Raw genomic sequence first — 19282 nt, 5'->3', positions numbered from 1 at the left:
GATAATGTAGGAAGACGGAAAGAGATGAACTTCAAAAACACCGGTAGTTGAGTGTAAGAAATGAAATTTTAGAGGTCAATATGAATAAAACACTTTCAAATCAAAAAAGAAAATTAACAACTATCAAAAATAAAATACTGAAGGCCAGAGATTTTCACTTAGAGGCAGAAAACCTATCTAATACTGAAGCCATTTTAACAGCTCTAAAATCTGATAAGAAAAGCGTTCAAGTTAACTACGAAGAAAATGGTGAGATAAGATCATACCTGTATGATTATGTAGATATGATTGATTCTATAAGTCCGTATCCTCTAGTCTCTAACTTTATAGAATGTAAAACATCTGAAAACTACCAGTTATTATTGAACGGCTGTTTTTGTTCTGTGATGGCAGATATGGCTTCTGCTAAATATTTGGCTAAAGGTGGCTCAAACTTTGATACAGATATTTGTTTGAATATCTTATTTGCCCTTGCCTATTTAGATGATACTTATGTCGAATTTTTAATTGATAAATTAACCTATTTTAAAGAAGCCCAAGTTGAAAAAGGGAAAAAAGTTATTTTCTTTTCAGCCAAGAGTTTATTGCCTTTAGTCGTTTTTCTTTATGGAAATGGACAGGGAGACCGGTTAGCTAGCTTGCTCGAAAATGCCTGTGATGCTAAATATAAACCCTTGGACTCGAACCCTTATCATAATGTGAATGATGCCTATAAACAGGTTATGGAAACTATTTTTTCAGAGGATATGGCTATTTTTAGAGAAACAATTTTATCCATGTGTGATTATCATTTAGCGAACACCAAAGATAGTCATTTAGTAGACTTCAATACCTTACTATGGCAGTATTTCCCAATTGAAATCTTAGTTTTACTAAAAGAACGTCAGAAAAGAGGCCTCCCAATCGACGGGCTTAGCCATCCCTTGCTTGATGACTTTTTACCCTATTTCATGGATGACTTTCAGATATCCGAGCAAAATAAGATGATACTTGGCACAATCTTAGACTAGTTGTTTATAAAATATGGAAAATATACATACCCAATTTATCGCTATGACAATTGAATCAAGTCGGGATTACTGGTTTAAGATAAACGAATATCAGGCTATTCAAGTACAATTTTATCTAACTTAAGATAAAAATAATTTTCTTACTGTGAAAATTTGTAAGAAGGGATTTTTCTTTTGATCAATTAAATGATGATTTTAGAAAGGAGACTATATGCCACTCATAGAAGAATTAACATCAAAGCGTTCACCTTTAGTTAAGAAAGCAGCTAAGAAAATTTTAAAGGACAGACTAAAAGGATATGGGCCATACTTACATAGTGCTTTAGAGGCGGAGATAGAAAAAAAAAGAGCTTGGGAAACGCAAATGTACTTGCTCTACGCTATGGCCGCAACAGATTGTGCAGAAGAAATTCCCTATCTGAAGTCATTGATTCTAAGAGACATTCCAACACCTGTAACCTACCGCTCTCTAGCATTAGCCATTGTCTATCTAGAGAATTCAGAAATAGAGAATTTATCATTTGTTTATGAGTCCTTGGAATCGAATAGCTTCTCGAAAGCTGCAGGTGCTTGCGCTGCTATTTATATGAAAAAGTTAGTACTTAAAGATGATGATTTTAATAGAATTATGTCTTATGTAACTCAGCCTAAATACCTTGAGCATATTGGCAAAGTCACAAATCCATTTTTATTTATCTTAGCAGCATCTTATTTGTTTTCTGAGAGCAGTCGAGAGAAAATTTTGATCTTTTCGGAACAATTTGACGTTCAATTAGTGAGAGATATTATTTCAGATGTTAAAAAAGGAAAAGATGGAAAGCGTATTAACTTCTTTTAAGTTAACTCAAGTTCTGACTTTAATACAGCAATAATGTATGTAGTTGAATAGGATACAAAACATAGAAGAGGCATGAATGAATACAAAAGATTTAATAGATTTTATTAGTAAGAAAATGAAAGAAAAGCCGGTTTTTTTATGTTTAGAGATAGTGAACCTCAGGTGAATCTGAATGATATAAATGAGATAGAAAATAGATTAGTAGCTAAATTTCCTAATTCTTATATAGAGGTGTTAAGAAACTTTGGTGGTGGCACATTTGCTTTTGGTGAAATATTCTCAATAAGCCCAGATAGTGATTTTTATGTATTGAATGAGTATGAAAAATATAAATTTATCCCTAGTTTTTTCTATCCAATTTCTAGTGATGGTGTAGGAGGATATTATGGATTTATCAAGGATAAAGATGTTTTTAAAGATGAAATATATTATTTGGATTATGATTTAAATGATATTCAAGTGGAAAAGACAAAATGGAACTTTATTCGATTTTTTATGTGGAATGCATTCAATATTGAGGAAGATTGATGTAGCAGTTCCCTGTGATAGTAAGTTTCTAGATGCTCTTAGAGTTTTTTAATTTAGATGAAATCCATTTTTATTCTAAGGAGATTCATCAGGTGAATGGACAACTGGAGCTGCTCTTTCTAGAGAATAAGGTTGAATTCAATTTTATAAACCAAAATGATGTGATGTTATCAGGATCTTCTGACCTAGTTAGAATTGCTGAGATTGGTCCTGTGAAGATTGATACTTAAAATGGAGAAATGAGAGATGAAAAAGACCTACTTTGTTTATCGAGATAGTGGAGCGATAGAAAGGCAAAGTGATGGAGTTGAGTTCTGTAAAATACCTGAGTTCTATGATGATCAGATCTATTTTTATTGCGATGAATATATGCTCTTTTGGACGTCCATTGATGATGTGGGGGAGATAGATAAGGCTCGGGATTTTAAATTAAAGGATCAAATAGTGCCAGCAACCCTAGAGGAAATCAGTAAGGAAGGTTTGATCAGTTCCATTCATTCTGTTAAGCAATATGCGATTGAGAACGGGAAAGTTGTAGGGATAACCTATATCCATTTAGATTCATAGGAAAATGCAATGAGGAACTCCCTACATTCTGTTAGAAATAGAGGTAAAGAAATGAAAGAGGCCAAAGAACTCTTCGAAAAAAATGGCTTTTCGAGATTAAAGAGAAGCAATAACTATTATAAAATCAATCATGATTTTTACACGGTAATCTATTTTCAACGAAAATCAGATGGGACTGCCTATTTCGTGAATATTGGCATTCATCCCCTCTTCCTGGACTCGGGACTGTTAGAAGAAGTGGATTGTGCTTTAAGGACTCGATTAGGTTCTATCGATCATAGAAATGGTATGGAACAAGCTGAATTGGAAAAGGCTGTTCAAGAGGCCATCGATTTTACTGCTCAGTATTCATCGTATTCAACCGTATTTTCAAGCATAGATCCCGAGAAGGATCTTGAGAAGGATTGGTTGTTAAAACAATTCTCTATTACCAAAATGAACTTATGCAGATTGTATGTTGAGTATTATGATGCAATCGATTCTAAGAAGCTTGCTTTAGATTTTGCAAACTATGGCTTATCCATTACACCTAAGATTGCCTCTGTTCCCAAAAACTTCTTTAAAACCTATATTCGTTCGAGAGAAATAATCAAAACTACTTATTAGGGTGGAATGAAAGTTCTGATTGACTGATCAACATCCTGACGAAAGGAATCGGTAGGAGAAAATGTATACATCTTAATGAACAAATCTAAGACCTTGATAATAATCTAGAGCTGGCATTCTATGTCAGTCTTGTACCAAAAAGGAAATAAGAAATGAAAAACTATTTACTTGATGAAAGGCTATTTCAGTATCCTGAATCGTTTAAAAAATTGATCGAACTCAATTTAGTTGATTTTGATTGTTGGTATCTGTTGGATTCAGAATGGGCCCTGTCTTTGTATGAGGGATTGCAGGAAAGGTACCCAACCCGAAAGTTGATTCCATTTGCTAAAAGAGGTGATTGTGATGATACAGCTTGTTTTGAAATAGGAAAGGGCAATAAGGTCCAACTCATTCATGATTTTGCTACAGAAGGCTGGGAGCAACGAAAAGAGTTTAATGATTTTTGGGAATGGGTAGAATATGCAGTCAAATGCATGATAGAGTACAATAAAGAAGATGGGATTGAATAATCGCAAGCTCTTTTCTAGGGACGAAGGAACTCGTCTCTAATGATTTACAAGGTAAGGAGAACAAATGGAAATGATCACCCAATTATTAAATGAGATTGAAAAAAGTCTCCAACAGCTAGATCATCCTTGTGTAGACCATCTAAATCCGGGCATATCTTCTCTAAAAATCCAAGAATTGTTTGAGGAAATCCCATTGCAGCCAACTCAGGACTTGCGTGCTCTTTATACTTGGAGAAACGGTTCAGAAGATAGTGAGGGAATCACACTCGGTGAGCTGGCATTTTTTCCTGGTTTCTATTTGATGTCTCTGGAAGAGAGTATCCAGACCTATCAGGAGTTGAGGAAGACTTCTACTTGGAATCAATGCTGGTTTCCAATTTTTGCCAGCGGTGGGGGAGATTTTTATGCCATGATCCTGGCTCCAGAAGCTCAGGGTCACATACTTGGTTTCTACGTGTATGAAGAGGAACCTCAGGTAGAATACCAGTCATTGGAATCTATGCTCCAAACTTTTAAAGTATGTTATAAGCAAGCTATTATTTTCCGGAATGAACAAGGCTACTTGGATATGGATTATAGGAAGCATGCTGAGATAGCACATGAGATAAATCCAGATCTGAAAATATGGCTGGAATTCTTAAAGGAGACGGAAGAGGATTGACCAAGGAGAGAAAATGGCAGTAGTGACTGTATTAAAAAAGATCATTAGGCTGTATGAGGAAACAACGTTTATCCCCCAATCTGTGAATTTTTCAAATGAAAAATTAAGGATCCAGTCCTCAGATTTGACAGGAGAATTGCTTGATTACTATCAACATATAGTGTTCAAAGAGGATTTATTTTTTGCCAATCAAAATTTTAATATCATTTTGTTGCCATTAGATTCTCCTACCAGGACATTCGAATGTTGGGCCTTACAAGATGTTCCTCAATTTAGTGAAGGGCAATACCAGATATTCGCTACTACAGATACAGATGATATTCTTTTCTGTGATATGAAAGATGAAAAATCACCTGTTTTCGCTGGAAGACCCGGTGATCCTAATTTCTACAAACTCAGTGATAGTTTGACTGAGTTTCTGGAGTTTTATATTGCTTTTACTAATTTGTGGAAGCAAAGAGAAGATGTATCTTTGGAGGAATTTATTGCTGGGACAGGTGACTTAATAGAGCACTACCTTTCCCCAGATGTCCAAGCGACAGCGAAAGAATTTCTATTAAGGTAAGAGTGAGCTGAGATAGATTTGCAATTAAAGCCCTTCTCTATAACAAAAAATGAACTGGATAGGAGAAAAGAAATGAATGTTAAAGAACTAATCGAAGAGGTTGAAAATGATGTTGACTTAGCATCCTATATCAGTCTTGTGCCAAAAAAGAATAAGAAGCCCCAAGCTACCTATCTCGAATCGCTTAATCATCTGGCCTATTTACTTTATCTGGATGGTCAAGAGGAAATGGCTAAGGAATTATTAGATAGGCTCATACAGGTTCCATTTGAAGGGAATTTTAACACCTGGACCTTTATTGATAGCTCTCTGGTTTTATTAGCTTATCTGGAAAGAGAAAAAGAAAATCAGGTATTCGTCTATAAAAAACTCCTTTTATCTCCATTAGAACAAGGGGAGGAATCCACTCGAAACATAAGAAGGAGAGTTCATCAGAGATTTTTGAATGGCGATAGCCTGGAGCAAAAGCTTGCAAAAATTGAGCAAGCTTCAAGTCCTGAATCAGAAATGGAACGTCGTCTGCTGTACCTGACAGATTTATTAAAGATTCACCTCTTTATTACTGAGTCAACTTGTGAAGAGACAGATATCCAGAAAAAAATCGAAGAGAATATGGAGATACTAAAGAAGTATATCAAGGAGCATGAAATCTATAGCCTCTTTCCTTTTAAGGGATAAGGTGAGCTAGCAATCTTGGATTTTTATACTCTTCGAAAATCAAATTCAAACCACGTCAGCTTCGCCTTGCCGTACTCAAGTACAGCCTGCGGCTAGCTTCCTAGTTTGCTCTTTGATTTTCATTGAGTATTAGAAAGAGTAGAAAATGGAAATCAAAAATCACTTTGGCGTCTATGGCGTTTGCTTTGAAAATGGAAAATTACTCTGCATTGAGAAAACGAGAGGACCTTATCAGTATCGTTTTGATTTACCGGGTGGTAGTCAGGAACTCGGTGAGGGGTTGACAGAAACTCTCAAGAGAGAAGTTCAGGAAGAGACAGGATATGCGATAAGCTCTTATTCAAAACCTAGGATTTATGATGTGCTGGTTCAGGAAGAAGGGCAAGATTTCGCAGTACACCATATCATGGCCTTTTATGATATCGTCCTCGATTTCGAACGCTCTCAACAATCCCTTCCTCAGGAGCTTCTTGATGGAAGCAATGATTCAGCAAATGCAATTTGGTTGAATTTAGAAGAGATTACTGCAGACAATGCTTCGCCTTTAGTATTGAAGGCCAAGGCAGAGTTGCGAGGATTTCCAGAATTAGAACTGACAAGCTATAATCATTGGAAGGTGAAGAAGGGGATTTATGGAACTATTTAAAACATGGAAGAAAAATATGGTTCGCTATGGTCTTAAATCTCAAATCGGAACTGTCTACCGAAACAGTGATAGGACAACAAGTTTTTATGATGTTGGGAATTTTCTATTCCTAGCAGGGGAGTTGGATTCCAGATTTTGGGAAGATTTTGTTAGGAAATATGGTTTAGATTATAAGATTATTATTTCAGAAAAAACCAATTGGCAAGATTTTCTGCATCAGAAAGTGGAGCTAATTTCTTTTACTCGTTATTCTTTTAAAGATAAGGCAAATTTTCAAGTTGAATTTCTAAATAATCTAGTTAGTCAGTTAGAGGAAGATTACAATATTGTGCCTATTGATAATCATATTTATGACAGCTTTTCTGAGGAAGAATGGTCACAAGATTTACAAGGGGATTTTGAATCCTATCAGGATTTTGCTTTAAAAGGTGGATTTGGCTTTGTGATTCTTAAAAATAAAGAACTGATTGCTGGAATTTCCTCAGGGTTAGTTTACCAAGGTGCAGTTGAAGTGGAAGTTGCAACTAGACCAAACGAACAAGGAAATGGATTTGCTAAAAAGCTTGGTGCTGCAATGATTCTAGAGAGTTTAAACAGAGATATGTTTCCACTTTGGGATGCTCATAACGAGGCTTCCAAAAAAGTAGCAGAATTTTTAGGATATGAGTTAGTTGAACCTTATGAAGCTTTTGAACTAGAGGAAAGTGTCGTATAATGATATCTGATATTGCATCTTTTAAGACGAGGTGAATGAACATGCAAAATCAACTAGCTCTTAGTGGCGAAAAAATTGTTGAAAAAGTTTATCCCCATTTATTGCACCACGTCGGCTTGATTCGTGGGGAATACTTGTTGAGAGAACTAAACCAAAACATACTATTACCAAATTGTCAGCAATTTGTGAAAGATTATCTAGACACTATTTGTCATTTGTACGCAGATGAAGAAGTCTGGTATCGCTTTTCAGAGTTAACAAATGCAGAAGCAAATAGTCTAGACGGGACTAAAGAGTATTTTGACGAACGCCACCCCTTATTTGGATACAGAGGTATCAGGCGTTTGTTGGCGTGTCCAGATGAATATCAGGCTGAGACAAATGTTGTTACAGAAGTTTTTCAAACCAATCCCAATCTGTCTGTTATTTTTCCTTTTGTCAATGATGCCGAACAATTAAAAAAAGCTATTACAGTATTGCGTCAGTATGGTTTTACCGGGAAAGTCGGCACGATGATTGAATTACCATCAGCTTATTTCGACTTGGACAGGATACTGGAAACGGGTATTTCAAAGATTGTAGTTGGAATGAATGATTTAACTTCTTTTATTTTTGCGACTGTGAGAAACAGTCAATGGCATGATATGGAAAGTCCAATTATGTTAGATATGTTGAGACAGATGCAGGATAAAGCAAGGATGAAAAAGATTGATTTTGCTGTAGCAGGCTATCTGAATACTTCTTTCATACAAAAAATGAATCAGATGGGTATCGAATGTATTCTCCATTACAGCTCTATTCCAGAGATTTTTGATTTAGAAATTGACCATCCAGACCATCTTAAACATATAAAAGAAGAAAGTAAAAAATTACAAAGGAGAACCCATGACACCGCAAGAAATGTGGAAAGCCTACAAGCAAATCAACCCTTCTATCGGAGATGAAATCGATGCTTGGGCTTTTGGAGTGGAAGCAGATCTCTTGGCAGATTTGGTACTAAGAGGCGAAAAGACAGCAACAGCCTCAGCCTACGACCTCTACGCACTAGAGGACGAACCCCTTCCCCAAGAAGGGACCTTTGATATTATTTTAGACAGCCGAAATCAGGCTGTCTGCATTGTCGAAATTACCAAGGTTTCTGTTCAGCCCTTCCATCAAGTGTCTGCTGACCATGCCTTCAAGGAAGGTGAAGGAGACAAATCTCTGGCCTATTGGCGTCAGGTTCATGAGGAGTTTTTCACGGAGTGGCTGGAGGAAGCAGGTCTGACGTTTACACCTGACAGCAAGGTGGTTTTAGAAGAATTTCGCAAGGTTTATCCATTGTAGAACGAGGCTGGGCAAAAACTGTCCAGCCTTCGATGTTTAATAGGAATAACTGTATGACGCAGTAGTTGATTGGCATCTTTGTTCGCTACTTAGCTCCAAAGATGACCTATGAAGATGGAAAACCATGTTTTCTTTATCTGCAACCTCCAACAGTCTCCCAGACTGTTGGAGCTGTGCGGGGGTGGGAAAACGAACTCTTTTTAATTAGTCGAAGTTCTTTCCCACTCCCTTTGGTTCGGATCTAATTTTCCAAAAGGGCTAAAAAATGGTATAATGTAAGCGATATTGTACAGAAAAGAGAATGTATATGCCAAATTATGCCATTATTTTAGCAGCGGGAAAAGGTACCCGTATGAAATCAGATTTGCCCAAGGTTCTACACAAGGTTGCGGGGATCTCTATGTTGGAGCATGTTTTCCGAAGTGTCGGAGCCATCTCACCTGAGAAAACTGTAACGGTTGTCGGCCACAAGGCGGAATTGGTAGAAAAGGTATTAGAAGGCCAAACAGAGTTTGTCAAACAAACCGAACAATTGGGAACTGGTCATGCAGTTATGATGGCAGAGCCAGTCTTGGAAGCTCTTGAAGGCCACACCCTTGTCATCGCAGGGGATACACCTTTGATTACGGGTGAAAGCCTCAAACACTTGATCGATTTTCATATCAACCACAAAAATGTGGCAACGATTTTAACAGCAGAAGCAGCCAATCCATTTGGTTATGGCCGGATTGTCCGTAATGACAATGCAGAAGTGCTTCGCATCGTCGAGCAAAAAGATGCGACAGATTTTGAAAAGCAAATCAAAGAAATCAATACAGGGACTTATGTTTTTGACAATGCCCGCCTCTTTGAAGCTTTGAAGAATATCAACACCAACAATGCTCAAGGCGAATACTATATCACAGACGTGATTGGGATTTTCCGTGAAGCTGGTGAAAAAGTTGGTGCCTATACGCTCAAAGACTTTGATGAAAGTCTCGGGGTTAACGACCGCGTAGCCCTTGCGACAGCAGAAGGTATCATGCGTCGCCGCATTAACCAAGCTCATATGGTCAATGGAGTGAGCTTTGTCAATCCAGATGCGGCCTATATCGATATCGATGTTGAAATCGCACCAGAAGTGCAAATCGAAGCCAATGTCACTCTAAAAGGGCACACAAAAATTGGGGCTGAAACCGTCTTAACCAATGGAACCTATATCGTAGACAGTGAAATCGGTGCAGGTGCCGTGATCACCAACTCTATGATTGAAGAAAGCACAGTAGCCGATGGCGTGACAGTAGGACCGTACGCCCATATTCGTCCTGGATCTAGCTTGGCAAAAGATGTCCATATTGGAAACTATGTCGAAGTCAAAGGTTCGTCTATTGGCGAAAATACCAAAGCTGGTCATCTGACCTACATTGGCAACTGTGAAGTCGGTAGCAACGTCAACTTTGGTGCGGGAACTATTACCGTCAACTATGATGGGAAAAATAAATACAAGACAGTAATTGGCAACAATGTCTTTGTCGGTTCGAATTCGACCATCATTGCGCCAGTTGAGCTAGGAGATAATTCTCTAGTCGGTGCTGGATCTACCATTACCAAGGATGTTCCAGCAGACGCGATTGCGATTGGTCGTGGCCGTCAAGTCAATAAGGATGAGTACGCGACTCGCCTTCCTCACCATCCTAAAAATAAATAGGAGATTTTCATGCAATTTGAAGAAAAAACCATTGAGCGCAAGGAGATTTATCAAGGACCGATTTTCCAAGTAGTCACAGATCAAGTGGAACTACCTGACGGAAAAGGTCAAGCGCAGCGTGATTTAATCTTCCATAATGGAGCAGTAGCGGTTTTGCCGATCACAGAAGATGGTAAAACGATCTTGGTCAAGCAGTACCGCAAGGCGATCGAAAGGACTTCTGTAGAGATTCCAGCAGGGAAGTTGGAAAAGGGTGAAAATGCGGATCCTCAAGCAGCTGCTCTGCGTGAATTGGAAGAAGAAATTGGTTACACAGCGGATCTAGAGTTGTTGTATGATTTTTATTCTGCAATTGGATTTTGTAACGAGCGGATCAAACTCTATGTTGCGACCAACTTGAAAAAAGTGGAAAATCCTCGCCCTCAAGATGAAGACGAGACCTTGGAACTCTTTGAGGTGACTTTAGCAGAAGCGGAGGACTTGATCCAAGCTGGTGAAATCTGTGATGCCAAGACCATTATGGCGATTCAGTACTGGGAATTATCCAATAAATAGAGGAGGATCCAATGGGAAAACCTTTATTAACAGATGAAATGATTGAGCGGGCAAACCGAGGAGAAGCAATCTCTGGTCCCCCGCTCTTTGATGAGGAAGAAACAAAAATTCTCCCGACAGGAAACAGGGGATTTGGTTATGAACGGCCAGTGACTTCAGGGGAAGGAGATAGTGGACATGGAGCATCGTATCCTCAGGAGACTATTCCAATCAGAGTCCAACCTACAGTGACCAAGAGTCGTCGGATTGAGAACCAGAAAGATGAGGTGATTCAATCAAAATTGAATAAGATCTTATTTTGGGTCATCCTGCTCCTCATCTTGTTAATTCTTGCAATCTGGCGCTTATAAGCAGCATCTACCAAAGGAGTGACGATTATGAAAATTGGAATCATTGCGGCCATGCCACAAGAATTAAAAATCTTAGTGGAAGCTTTGCAGAACGGAGAGAAACACCTTCGCCTAGGAAAGGTCTACTATACAGGGTCGATTGGTCGCCATGAAGTGGTCTTGGTTGAAAGTGGCATCGGGAAAGTCATGTCTGCCATGAGTGTAGCGGTTCTAGCCAATGATTTCAAAGTGGAAGCCATTATCAATACCGGATCTGCAGGAGCAGTCGCACCGGGAATGGCTGTTGGGGATATCGTCCTAGCGGACAAACTGGCCTACCATGATGTCGATGTGACAGCTTTTGGTTATGACTATGGCCAGATGGCAGGGCAACCTCTTTACTTTGAATCCAGTCGCTATTTTGTTTCAGAGATGAAAAAAGTGCTAGCTGAGGAACAAACACCAACCCATGTTGGACTGATTGCGACTGGGGATAGTTTTATCGCGAGTGAAGAAAAAGTCGCAGCGATTAGGGAACATTTCCCAGAAGTATTGGCCGTTGAGATGGAAGGGGCAGCTATTGCCCAAGCGGCTCATGCAGCCGGCCGTCCTTTCATGGTCATTCGGGCTATGAGTGACACGGCAGATCACGCAGCTAATATCTCTTTTGATGAATTTATCGTTCAGGCTGGCGAGCGTTCTGCTCAAACCTTAATGACTTTCTTGAAGAGATTAGTATAGAAAAGCTTAAGATAATAGGACTAGCCCTTAGCTAGTCCTATTTTGCTAAGCTGATTCTGTAAAGTAACTGGTTCTTCATGCTATAATAGATTCTAGTAATGCAAAGGAGAAGTTATGGTCTTATCAAAAAAACGGGCCCGTCATGTGATTGAAGAAATTATTGCCCTCTTTCCGGATGCTCAGCCAAGTTTGGATTTTCGCAACCATTTTGAATTATTAGTAGCGGTGATGCTCTCTGCTCAAACAACAGATGCCGCGGTTAATAAGGCAACTCCTGCCTTGTTTGAAGCCTTCCCAACTCCTCAAGCCATGGCGGTCGCCAGTGAAGCCGACATTGCCAAGCATATTTCCAAATTAGGTCTCTATCGCAATAAGGCTAAGTTTCTCAAAAAATGTGCCCAACAATTGTTGGACAACTTTGATGGCCAAGTCCCTCAGACACGGGAGGAACTGGAGAGTTTAGCCGGAGTGGGACGTAAAACAGCCAATGTGGTCATGAGTGTCGGTTTCGGAATTCCTGCCTTTGCTGTTGATACCCATGTAGAGCGGATTTGCAAGCACCATGACATCGTCAAGAAATCAGCAACACCATTAGAAGTGGAAAAACGAGTCATGGACGTTCTTCCTCCTGAACGCTGGCTCCCAGCTCATCAGGCCATGATCTATTTTGGACGGGCTATCTGCCATCCTAAAAATCCTGAATGTGATCACTATCCGCAATTGTATAACTTTAAAGACAGTTAAAAAGCGAGGTCTAATGACTTCGCTTTTATTTGATAGGGAAGAAAGTAAGTAAGAGCCAAGAAATCAGTAGAGTAATAGCGCCAATTCCAAGGACAAATAGAATAGGAATGAGGATTCTTTGGTAGGGATCTTTACCCCTTTCTTCAGCTTCTTCAATCTCGCTCAGACTGCGTCCTTGTTCATAGGCGACAAGCTGGCGATAAGTACGAAGATTATGCTTTTTCTTGAATTTTTCAATGCGTAGGGCGTAGAATATACCGACAGCAAGAATCAAGCAACTAATAGCGATGCCGTATCCATCCAAATAAAGAATGAGGGGAGTGCTGATGATAGGACTGCCAATTAGCAGTAAGCTAAAAACCACTCCATCTTTTTGATAGCGCATAAATTCTTGGTCGTGAATAATTTGTTTCATGGTTTCCAAATCTCCTTTGACTAGTTTGTCCAATGACACTTCAAAGACCTTGCTTAGTAAGAGCAGGTTTTGAATATCAGGATAGGTTGCGCCGCGTTCCCAGTTGGAGATGGATTGACGGCTGACAAAGATGATTTCAGCTAATTCGTCTTGAGATAAGTTTTTCTCTTTACGATAGTGCTGGATTTGTTTTCCGACTTGCATAAGATTTCCTCGCTTCCTGATTTCATTCTACTCAATTTTATAAAAAAGGGCTATCAAAGTTCTTTGACATGTTGATTTCATAGGGTTTAGCAACTGTTTTTGACTATAGATTTACAAGCCTGTCAATGGATAGTTACCTACTGAAAAAGAGGCCAAGAGCCTCCTTTTTCTTATTCGCTAAATCTTAAAAAATAACCATCTGGATCCAAAATCGTAAATTCCTGAGGATAGATAAAGCTATCTCCGACTCGAAATTCTCTTTTTATCAGCGGACGATGGATGGGATAGTTGGCTTCCAGCAGTTTTTGGTGGAGTTGTGGGACATCCTTGATACCAAAGGAAATATTGACACCGCGCCCGAAAGGATAGGTCAGTTGGGCTAATTCTTCTTCCTTGCCTTCTTCTAGCATCAGCTGGCAGTCTTCAAGCGAGAGAAAGAGAAATTTTTCCTCAGGACGCTCGTATTGGATAGAGAATCCCAATAAGTCGCAGTAGAAGTGACGCGATTTCTCGATATCCGATACGACAAATTCAGGGATGACAGCTTGATAGTCCATCCGTTTTCTCCTTATAGATCAATCTCCATGACAATTGGTGTATGGTCTTGACGGGCACCAGAATCAATCATAGCTGATTTAGTTACCTTATCCGCAACTCGGTTAGAAGTGAGCCAGTAGTCAATTCTCCAGCCTGTATTGTTGATTTTAGAAGTCTTGCTACGTTGTGCCCACCAAGTATATTGATCTGGAAGGTCCCCATGCAAGTGGCGGAAAGTATCAGTGAACCCTTTGGCTAGCAAGTTGGTGAAGCCTGCCCGTTCTTCATCGGTAAAGCCTGGGGAACGACGGTTGCTGGCTGGATTGGCCAAGTCGATTTCCTTGTGGGCTACGTTGTAGTCTCCTGTTGCCAGGACAGGTTTTTGCTGGTCTAGTTCTGCCAAGTAGTCTGCATATTTGGCATCCCAGATTTGGCGTTCTTCTAAGCGTTTGAGCCCATCTCCAGCATTCGGAGTATAGACCTGGGTCACAAAGAAGTTATCAAATTCAAGGGTAATAATCCGACCTTCGACGTCCATGGTAGAAGGAGCACCGATTTCTGGGAAAGTTACGGTCGGTGTCAATTCTTTTTTGTAGAGGAACATGGTTCCTGCATATCCTTTACGAGCGGGTTCTACAGAGGACCGCCAGGTGTTTTCATAACCAGGGAAGAGTTCTGCTAAGACCTCTAAGTGTTTTTTCGTTGGTCCTTTGGCAGATAATTTTGTTTCCTGAATGGCAATGATATCCGCATTCTCTGCAACCAAGGTAAGGAGGACGTCTTGCGAGAGCTTCGCGCGTGCAGAGTCACTCGTCAAGGCGGCATTTAATGAGTCAATATTCCATGAGATTAGTTTCATATCGTTTCCTTTACTAACTTTGTCGATGCTTCTATTATACCAAAAAATATCCAGTCTCCTGTTTCTTGTGATTTGAGGAAGGATCCGCTTTTTAGTAAAAAGATGTTTGTATTGTTCACACTGCTATAAGAATAGTTGACAAGGAGTTTAAAATGCTATTTTTTTATCTGGTCTAGCGACTCGCGTCTGGATGAAATGTGCTATAATGGAAGTTAAGTTTAAAATGGAAATATTCCTTAGATTTCCTCTAAATTTATCCTATTTTTAGGTTGTGTTGAGAGGGGCTGGGATTGAGAATCAAGATGAAAGGAGAGGTATGGCTCGAAAATCTAAACGTTCAAAAAAAGCGAATGCTAAGGTGAGAAAATTTGATAATCGGTGGATTACTAGACGACTTTATTTGTTATTCAGTATAGTCTGTACCCTCTTTTTGATTTTAATTGCTCGACTAGGGTATATGCAGATTACTCATCAAGGCTTTTATACGCAAAAATTAGCAAAAGCTACAAAAAAACATGTAACAAGGGGAAGTCTCCGGGGACAGATTTATGATGCTTCTGGTCAGCCACTGGTAGAGAATGTCGATAAGAAGGTCTTATCCTTTACGCGTAGCAATAAGTTTACTGCAGAAGAGATGCGTCAAACAGCACAGCTTCTCCTAAATTACGTAAGCGTGTCAAACCCTCAAGTCAGTAAGCGTCAAGAAATCGACTTTTATCTCGCAAACACCGAAGTCTATAAAGAAGTAGTGGACAAACTGCCCAAGGAGGAACGCATCGACACGGATGGCAACCCACTTCCAGAAGCAAAAATCTACCAGTATGCGGTGGACAGTATTGACCCAGCTAAATTAGGCTATACGGATGAAGAAAAAAAGGCCATCTATCTCTTTAGCCAAATGAATGCAGTCGAAAACTTCGCCAGTGCTACGATTGTGACGGATCCGATGTCCGATGAGCAGGTGACGACAGTCAAAGATCATTTAAAAGAATTTCCAGGATTTGAAGTGATTACGAGTTGGGATCGAAAAGTAGTCGATAGTCCTTTGGCTTCTATTGTCGGTAGTGTGTCGACAGAGCAAGCCGGCCTACCAGCTGAAGAAGCCGATGATTATTTGGAAAAAGGCTACGCCTTAAATGATCGCGTCGGAACTTCTTATTTAGAAAAACAATATGAGTCTGTTCTCCAAGGAGAACGGGTTGAAAAAGAGATCCATTTGGACAAGAATGGCAATGTCGAAAAGATCAAAACCCTCTCAAAAGGAAGCAAGGGAAATAATATCAAGCTTTCGATTGATTTGGATTTCCAAAGAGGAGTGGAAGATATCTTGAGAAAGTCCTTCCAGGCAGAATTAGCTGCTGGCAATGCGACCTACTCAGAAGGGGTCTATGCTGTTGCCTTGGATCCAAAAACGGGTAAAATCCTTGCGATGGCGGGGATGAAGCATGAAGCCGGTTCTCAAGATCTTACTCCTGATGCTTTAGGGACGGTGACCAATGTCTTTGTCCCAGGATCTGTCGTTAAAGCGGCTACCTTGACAGCAGGATGGGAAAATGGGGTGATTTCTGGGAATCAAGTCTTATTGGATCAACCAATTTCATTTTCTGGTTCAGCTCCAATCACTTCCTGGTTCACCCAGTTTGGAAGCCGAGAAATCAATGCGGTGCAAGCGTTAGAATATTCTTCCAACACCTATATGGTGCAGATTGCTCTTAATTTAATGGGCCAACCCTATCAGCCCAATATGACCTTAAAGACGGATCAATTGGATCCTGCTATGGAGAAACTGCGTACGACTTTCGCCTCCTATGGTCTGGGAACAGAAACAGGGATTGACCTTCCGAACGAATCGACGGGCTACGTTCCCAAAGAGTATACTATTGGCAATTACCTAACAGACGCTTTTGGTCAGTTTGATAACTATACGCCTATGCAGTTGGCTCAATATGTTGCAACCATTGCCAACGATGGGAAACGTGTAGCTCCACACCTGGTCCAAGGAATCTATGAAAATGATGCCAAGGGAGGTTTGGGACCTCTGAAAGAAGAAATTGCAACAAAAGAACTTAACCAAGTGGCTCTAACACCTGAAAATCTAGCCATCATCAAACAAGGTTTTTATCAGGTAGTATACGGAACTAGTGGCTTAACAACTGGTAAAACCATCGGAGAAGGTGCGGCGGTTCCAATCAGTGCAAAGACCGGAACTGCAGAAACGTTTGTAAATGGTGGGACCCCTGCTGTAAACACCAATGTGATCGCCTATGCTCCCTCTGAAAATCCTCAGATTGCAGTGGCAGTCGTCTTCCCTCACAACACTAATCTCCAAGCGACTGTTAGTCACAGTATTACCAGAGAGATTATCAATCTCTACCAGCAAAAACATCCTATGAATTAGAAAGGAAGCTATGCTCTATCCAACACCTATCGCAAAATTAATTGAAAGTTATTCGAAGCTCCCTGGTATTGGGATCAAGACGGCAACTCGTCTGGCCTTTTATACCATCGGAATGACTGATGACGATGTCAATGAGTTTGCTAAAAATCTCTTGTCAGCAAAGCGGGAATTAAGCTATTGTTCCATCTGTGGGAACCTAACAGATGAAGAAGAGTGTGCCATTTGTCGAGACGAGACTCGCGATCCATCGACCATCTTAGTAGTGGAAGATAGCCGAGATGTGTCGGCCATGGAAAATATTCAGGAGTACCACGGTCGCTACCATGTCCTTCATGGCTTGATTTCGCCCATGAATGGGGTCGGACCGGATGATATTAACCTCAAGTCCTTGATCACACGATTAATGGATCATGAGGTCCAAGAAGTGATTGTGGCGACCAATGCAACAGCAGATGGGGAAGCAACTTCTATGTATATCTCACGCGTCCTCAAACCAGCTGGTATCAAAGTGACCCGCCTGGCACGTGGCTTAGCCGTCGGAGCCGATATCGAGTATGCGGATGAAGTGACCCTTCTTCGGGCTATCGAAAATCGAACCGAGTTATAAGCGGTTACAGAGAGGCTGGGACAAAAGTCCTAGCCTCTCAATTGTTTTTTGATTGTCGAGCAAGACGCAGTGGTTGAGTGCTCAAAGCACTGCTTTGAGGTGGTGGATAGAACTTGCGAAGCAAGTATCCTAAGTCTTTGTTCGCTTTTTAAGCTCCAAATATGACCTAATGAGGGAAACAAAGTTTCCTTTATCTGCAACCTTCAACAGTCTCCCAGACTGTTGAAGCTGTGCGGAGGTGGGACGACGAAATCGAATTCTAACGAATGACCGATTTCTGTCCCACTCTCTTTTTGTTTTTTAGGTGTTCTCCCTCGTTTTCTTTCTTTTTAAAGTGTGGTATACTAGAGGGACGAACTCGTATGTGAGGAGTGCTTTTGATAAGTCGATTATGAAGCACAAAATTAAACAAAGGATTAGGACCAAACGATGGCAAAAGAAAAAATAGTACTTCTTTATGGTGGCCGTAGTGCAGAGCGTGAAGTGTCGGTGCTTTCAGCTGAAAGCGTCATGCGAGCGATTAATTATGACAAGTATTCGGTCGAGACCTATTTCATTACTCAGGCTGGGGACTTCATTAAGACCCAAACCTTTGAAGAGAAGCCTGCTGAAACCGAACGCTTGATGACCAACGAGACCATTGATTGGGATACAAAAGTATCTCCGAGCAGCATCTACCAAGAAGGAGCGGTTGTCTTTCCAGTCCTTCATGGACCGATGGGCGAAGATGGATCGGTTCAAGGATTCTTAGAAGTCTTGAAACTCCCTTATGTGGGCTGTGATATCCTTTCTTCTAGTGTGGCGATGGATAAGATTACTACGAAACGGGTCCTAGAATCTGCAGGGATTCCACAAGTTCCTTATGTGGCTGTCCTTGAAGGAGACGACCTAGAGGCTAAGATTGCCTTGATCGAAAAAGAATTAACCTATCCGGTCTTTACCAAGCCTTCTAATATGGGCTCTAGTGTTGGGATTTCAAAAGCAGAGAACCAAGCAGAACTCCGTCAGTCTTTGGAATTGGCCTTTAAATACGATAGCCGTGTCCTGGTTGAGCAAGGTGTCGTAGCGCGTGAAATCGAAGTGGGACTATTAGGCAACTACGATGTGAAAAGTACCCTCCCTGGTGAAGTGGTCAAAGATGTAGCCTTCTATGACTACGAAGCCAAATACATCGATAATAAGATTACGATGGCAATTCCGGCTGAAATCCCAGCAGAAGTTGTAGCGACTATGCGTCAGAATGCCGAATTGGCCTTCCGTGCTATTGGTGGCAAAGGTCTCTCTCGTTGTGATTTCTTCTACACAGAGGATGGAGGCATCTACTTGAATGAGCTTAATACCATGCCCGGCTTTACTCAATGGTCTATGTATCCTTTACTTTGGGATAACATGGGCTTAGCCTATCCTGATTTAATCGAGCGCTTGGTAGAATTGGCCAAAGAAACCTTTGAAAAGCGCGAAGCGCACTTACTTTAAGAAACTGTTCCTAGCGGGAGTGGGAGATGAAGTCAACTCATAGAGGAGTCACTTTTCTTCCTGCTCCCACTTTTTAGA

Annotated in this window: 24 protein-coding genes; 21 read left to right on the top strand and 3 right to left on the bottom strand. The window is 40.4% G+C overall.

The annotated features are described in order from the left end of the window. Positions 1-80 precede the first annotated feature (80 nt). The 18 genes from QM873_RS06000 (at position 81) to nth (ending at position 12708) form a co-directional block, all read left to right on the top strand. Positions 81-1010 carry a hypothetical protein gene (locus tag QM873_RS06000; RefSeq protein ID WP_414278987.1) on the top strand — a complete coding sequence of 310 codons (930 nt, stop codon included), beginning with the start codon at positions 81-83 and terminating at the stop codon, positions 1008-1010. Between the two features lie 211 nt (positions 1011-1221). After that, on the top strand, positions 1222-1848 hold the full coding sequence (locus tag QM873_RS05995) for a hypothetical protein (RefSeq protein WP_195563548.1): 627 nt from the start codon (positions 1222-1224) through the stop codon (positions 1846-1848). A gap of 138 nt (positions 1849-1986) precedes the next feature. Then, the gene (locus tag QM873_RS05990) at positions 1987-2376 is read left to right on the top strand and encodes an SMI1/KNR4 family protein (protein ID WP_270307829.1); all 390 of its coding nucleotides are present in this window, start codon (positions 1987-1989) and stop codon (positions 2374-2376) included. 246 nt (positions 2377-2622) lie between these two features. Then, positions 2623-2943, top strand: a complete 321-nt coding sequence (locus QM873_RS05985; RefSeq protein WP_270307831.1) for a hypothetical protein — start codon at positions 2623-2625, stop codon at positions 2941-2943. 51 nt (positions 2944-2994) lie between these two features. After that, complete coding sequence (locus QM873_RS05980; RefSeq protein WP_270307832.1) at positions 2995-3549, top strand: DUF4304 domain-containing protein; 555 nt, start codon at positions 2995-2997, stop codon at positions 3547-3549. Between the two features lie 152 nt (positions 3550-3701). Continuing rightward, entirely contained in the window at positions 3702-4061 is a 360-nt protein-coding gene (locus QM873_RS05975; RefSeq protein WP_075567793.1) for a hypothetical protein, read from the top strand. 64 nt (positions 4062-4125) lie between these two features. Further along, positions 4126-4722, top strand: coding sequence for an SMI1/KNR4 family protein (locus tag QM873_RS05970; protein ID WP_414278986.1), 597 nt, complete (start codon positions 4126-4128; stop codon positions 4720-4722). Positions 4723-4735: 13 nt separating this feature from the next. Continuing rightward, positions 4736-5287: a hypothetical protein gene (locus QM873_RS05965; RefSeq protein ID WP_233332226.1), complete on the top strand. Its 552-nt coding sequence runs from the start codon at positions 4736-4738 to the stop codon at positions 5285-5287. A gap of 72 nt (positions 5288-5359) precedes the next feature. After that, positions 5360-5965, top strand: a complete 606-nt coding sequence (locus QM873_RS05960; protein WP_414278985.1) for a DUF6707 family protein — start codon at positions 5360-5362, stop codon at positions 5963-5965. A gap of 145 nt (positions 5966-6110) precedes the next feature. Beyond that, the gene (locus QM873_RS05955) at positions 6111-6611 is read left to right on the top strand and encodes an NUDIX hydrolase (RefSeq protein WP_414278984.1); all 501 of its coding nucleotides are present in this window, start codon (positions 6111-6113) and stop codon (positions 6609-6611) included. Further along, positions 6598-7326 carry a GNAT family N-acetyltransferase gene (locus QM873_RS05950; protein ID WP_414278983.1) on the top strand — a complete coding sequence of 243 codons (729 nt, stop codon included), beginning with the start codon at positions 6598-6600 and terminating at the stop codon, positions 7324-7326. Before QM873_RS05955 ends, QM873_RS05950 begins: the two co-directional genes overlap by 14 nt. 41 nt (positions 7327-7367) lie before the next feature. Further along, positions 7368-8270, top strand: a complete 903-nt coding sequence (locus tag QM873_RS05945; RefSeq protein ID WP_414278982.1) for a putative PEP-binding protein — start codon at positions 7368-7370, stop codon at positions 8268-8270. Then, positions 8212-8652: an ASCH domain-containing protein gene (locus QM873_RS05940; RefSeq protein WP_042507439.1), complete on the top strand. Its 441-nt coding sequence runs from the start codon at positions 8212-8214 to the stop codon at positions 8650-8652. The genes QM873_RS05945 and QM873_RS05940 overlap by 59 nt, the downstream gene beginning before the upstream one ends. A 307-nt stretch (positions 8653-8959) precedes the next feature. After that, complete coding sequence (gene glmU / locus QM873_RS05935) at positions 8960-10339, top strand: bifunctional UDP-N-acetylglucosamine diphosphorylase/glucosamine-1-phosphate N-acetyltransferase GlmU (RefSeq protein ID WP_270307844.1); 1380 nt, start codon at positions 8960-8962, stop codon at positions 10337-10339. Between the two features lie 9 nt (positions 10340-10348). Continuing rightward, the gene (locus QM873_RS05930; RefSeq protein WP_414278981.1) at positions 10349-10894 is read left to right on the top strand and encodes an NUDIX hydrolase; all 546 of its coding nucleotides are present in this window, start codon (positions 10349-10351) and stop codon (positions 10892-10894) included. Between the two features lie 11 nt (positions 10895-10905). Then, positions 10906-11244 (top strand): cell wall synthase accessory phosphoprotein MacP, encoded by a 339-nt coding sequence (gene macP / locus QM873_RS05925; RefSeq protein ID WP_023026541.1) that lies wholly within the window; start codon positions 10906-10908, stop codon positions 11242-11244. Between the two features lie 27 nt (positions 11245-11271). After that, positions 11272-11964: a 5'-methylthioadenosine/adenosylhomocysteine nucleosidase gene (locus QM873_RS05920; RefSeq protein WP_135781936.1), complete on the top strand. Its 693-nt coding sequence runs from the start codon at positions 11272-11274 to the stop codon at positions 11962-11964. A gap of 114 nt (positions 11965-12078) precedes the next feature. Next, entirely contained in the window at positions 12079-12708 is a 630-nt protein-coding gene (gene nth, locus QM873_RS05915; protein WP_120702221.1) for an endonuclease III, read from the top strand. 25 nt (positions 12709-12733) lie between these two features. Here the strand turns inward: nth and QM873_RS05910 are convergent, their stop codons facing one another. The 3 genes from QM873_RS05910 to QM873_RS05900 all read right to left on the bottom strand — a co-directional run bounded on the left by QM873_RS05910 (position 12734) and on the right by QM873_RS05900 (position 14723). After that, positions 12734-13327 (bottom strand): helix-turn-helix domain-containing protein, encoded by a 594-nt coding sequence (locus QM873_RS05910; protein ID WP_287514376.1) that lies wholly within the window; start codon positions 13325-13327, stop codon positions 12734-12736. Between the two features lie 170 nt (positions 13328-13497). Further along, complete coding sequence (locus QM873_RS05905; RefSeq protein ID WP_414278980.1) at positions 13498-13884, bottom strand: bleomycin resistance protein; 387 nt, start codon at positions 13882-13884, stop codon at positions 13498-13500. Positions 13885-13895: 11 nt separating this feature from the next. Then, positions 13896-14723, bottom strand: a complete 828-nt coding sequence (locus QM873_RS05900; protein WP_414278979.1) for an exodeoxyribonuclease III — start codon at positions 14721-14723, stop codon at positions 13896-13898. Positions 14724-15039: 316 nt separating this feature from the next. Between QM873_RS05900 and pbp2b the strand changes: the two genes are divergently transcribed. The 3 genes from pbp2b (at position 15040) to QM873_RS05885 (ending at position 19204) form a co-directional block, all read left to right on the top strand. Continuing rightward, positions 15040-17121, top strand: coding sequence for a penicillin-binding protein PBP2B (pbp2b, locus tag QM873_RS05895; protein ID WP_414278978.1), 2082 nt, complete (start codon positions 15040-15042; stop codon positions 17119-17121). Positions 17122-17131: 10 nt separating this feature from the next. Continuing rightward, positions 17132-17728 carry a recombination mediator RecR gene (recR, locus tag QM873_RS05890; protein ID WP_125335328.1) on the top strand — a complete coding sequence of 199 codons (597 nt, stop codon included), beginning with the start codon at positions 17132-17134 and terminating at the stop codon, positions 17726-17728. A gap of 429 nt (positions 17729-18157) precedes the next feature. Next, on the top strand, positions 18158-19204 hold the full coding sequence (locus QM873_RS05885; RefSeq protein WP_270288809.1) for a D-alanine--D-alanine ligase: 1047 nt from the start codon (positions 18158-18160) through the stop codon (positions 19202-19204). Positions 19205-19282: the final 78 nt, after the last annotated feature.

The organism is Streptococcus australis, from assembly GCF_047463015.1.
Lineage (GTDB): Bacteria > Bacillota > Bacilli > Lactobacillales > Streptococcaceae > Streptococcus > Streptococcus australis_F.
This window is presented reverse-complemented; position numbering and strand designations above follow the sequence as displayed.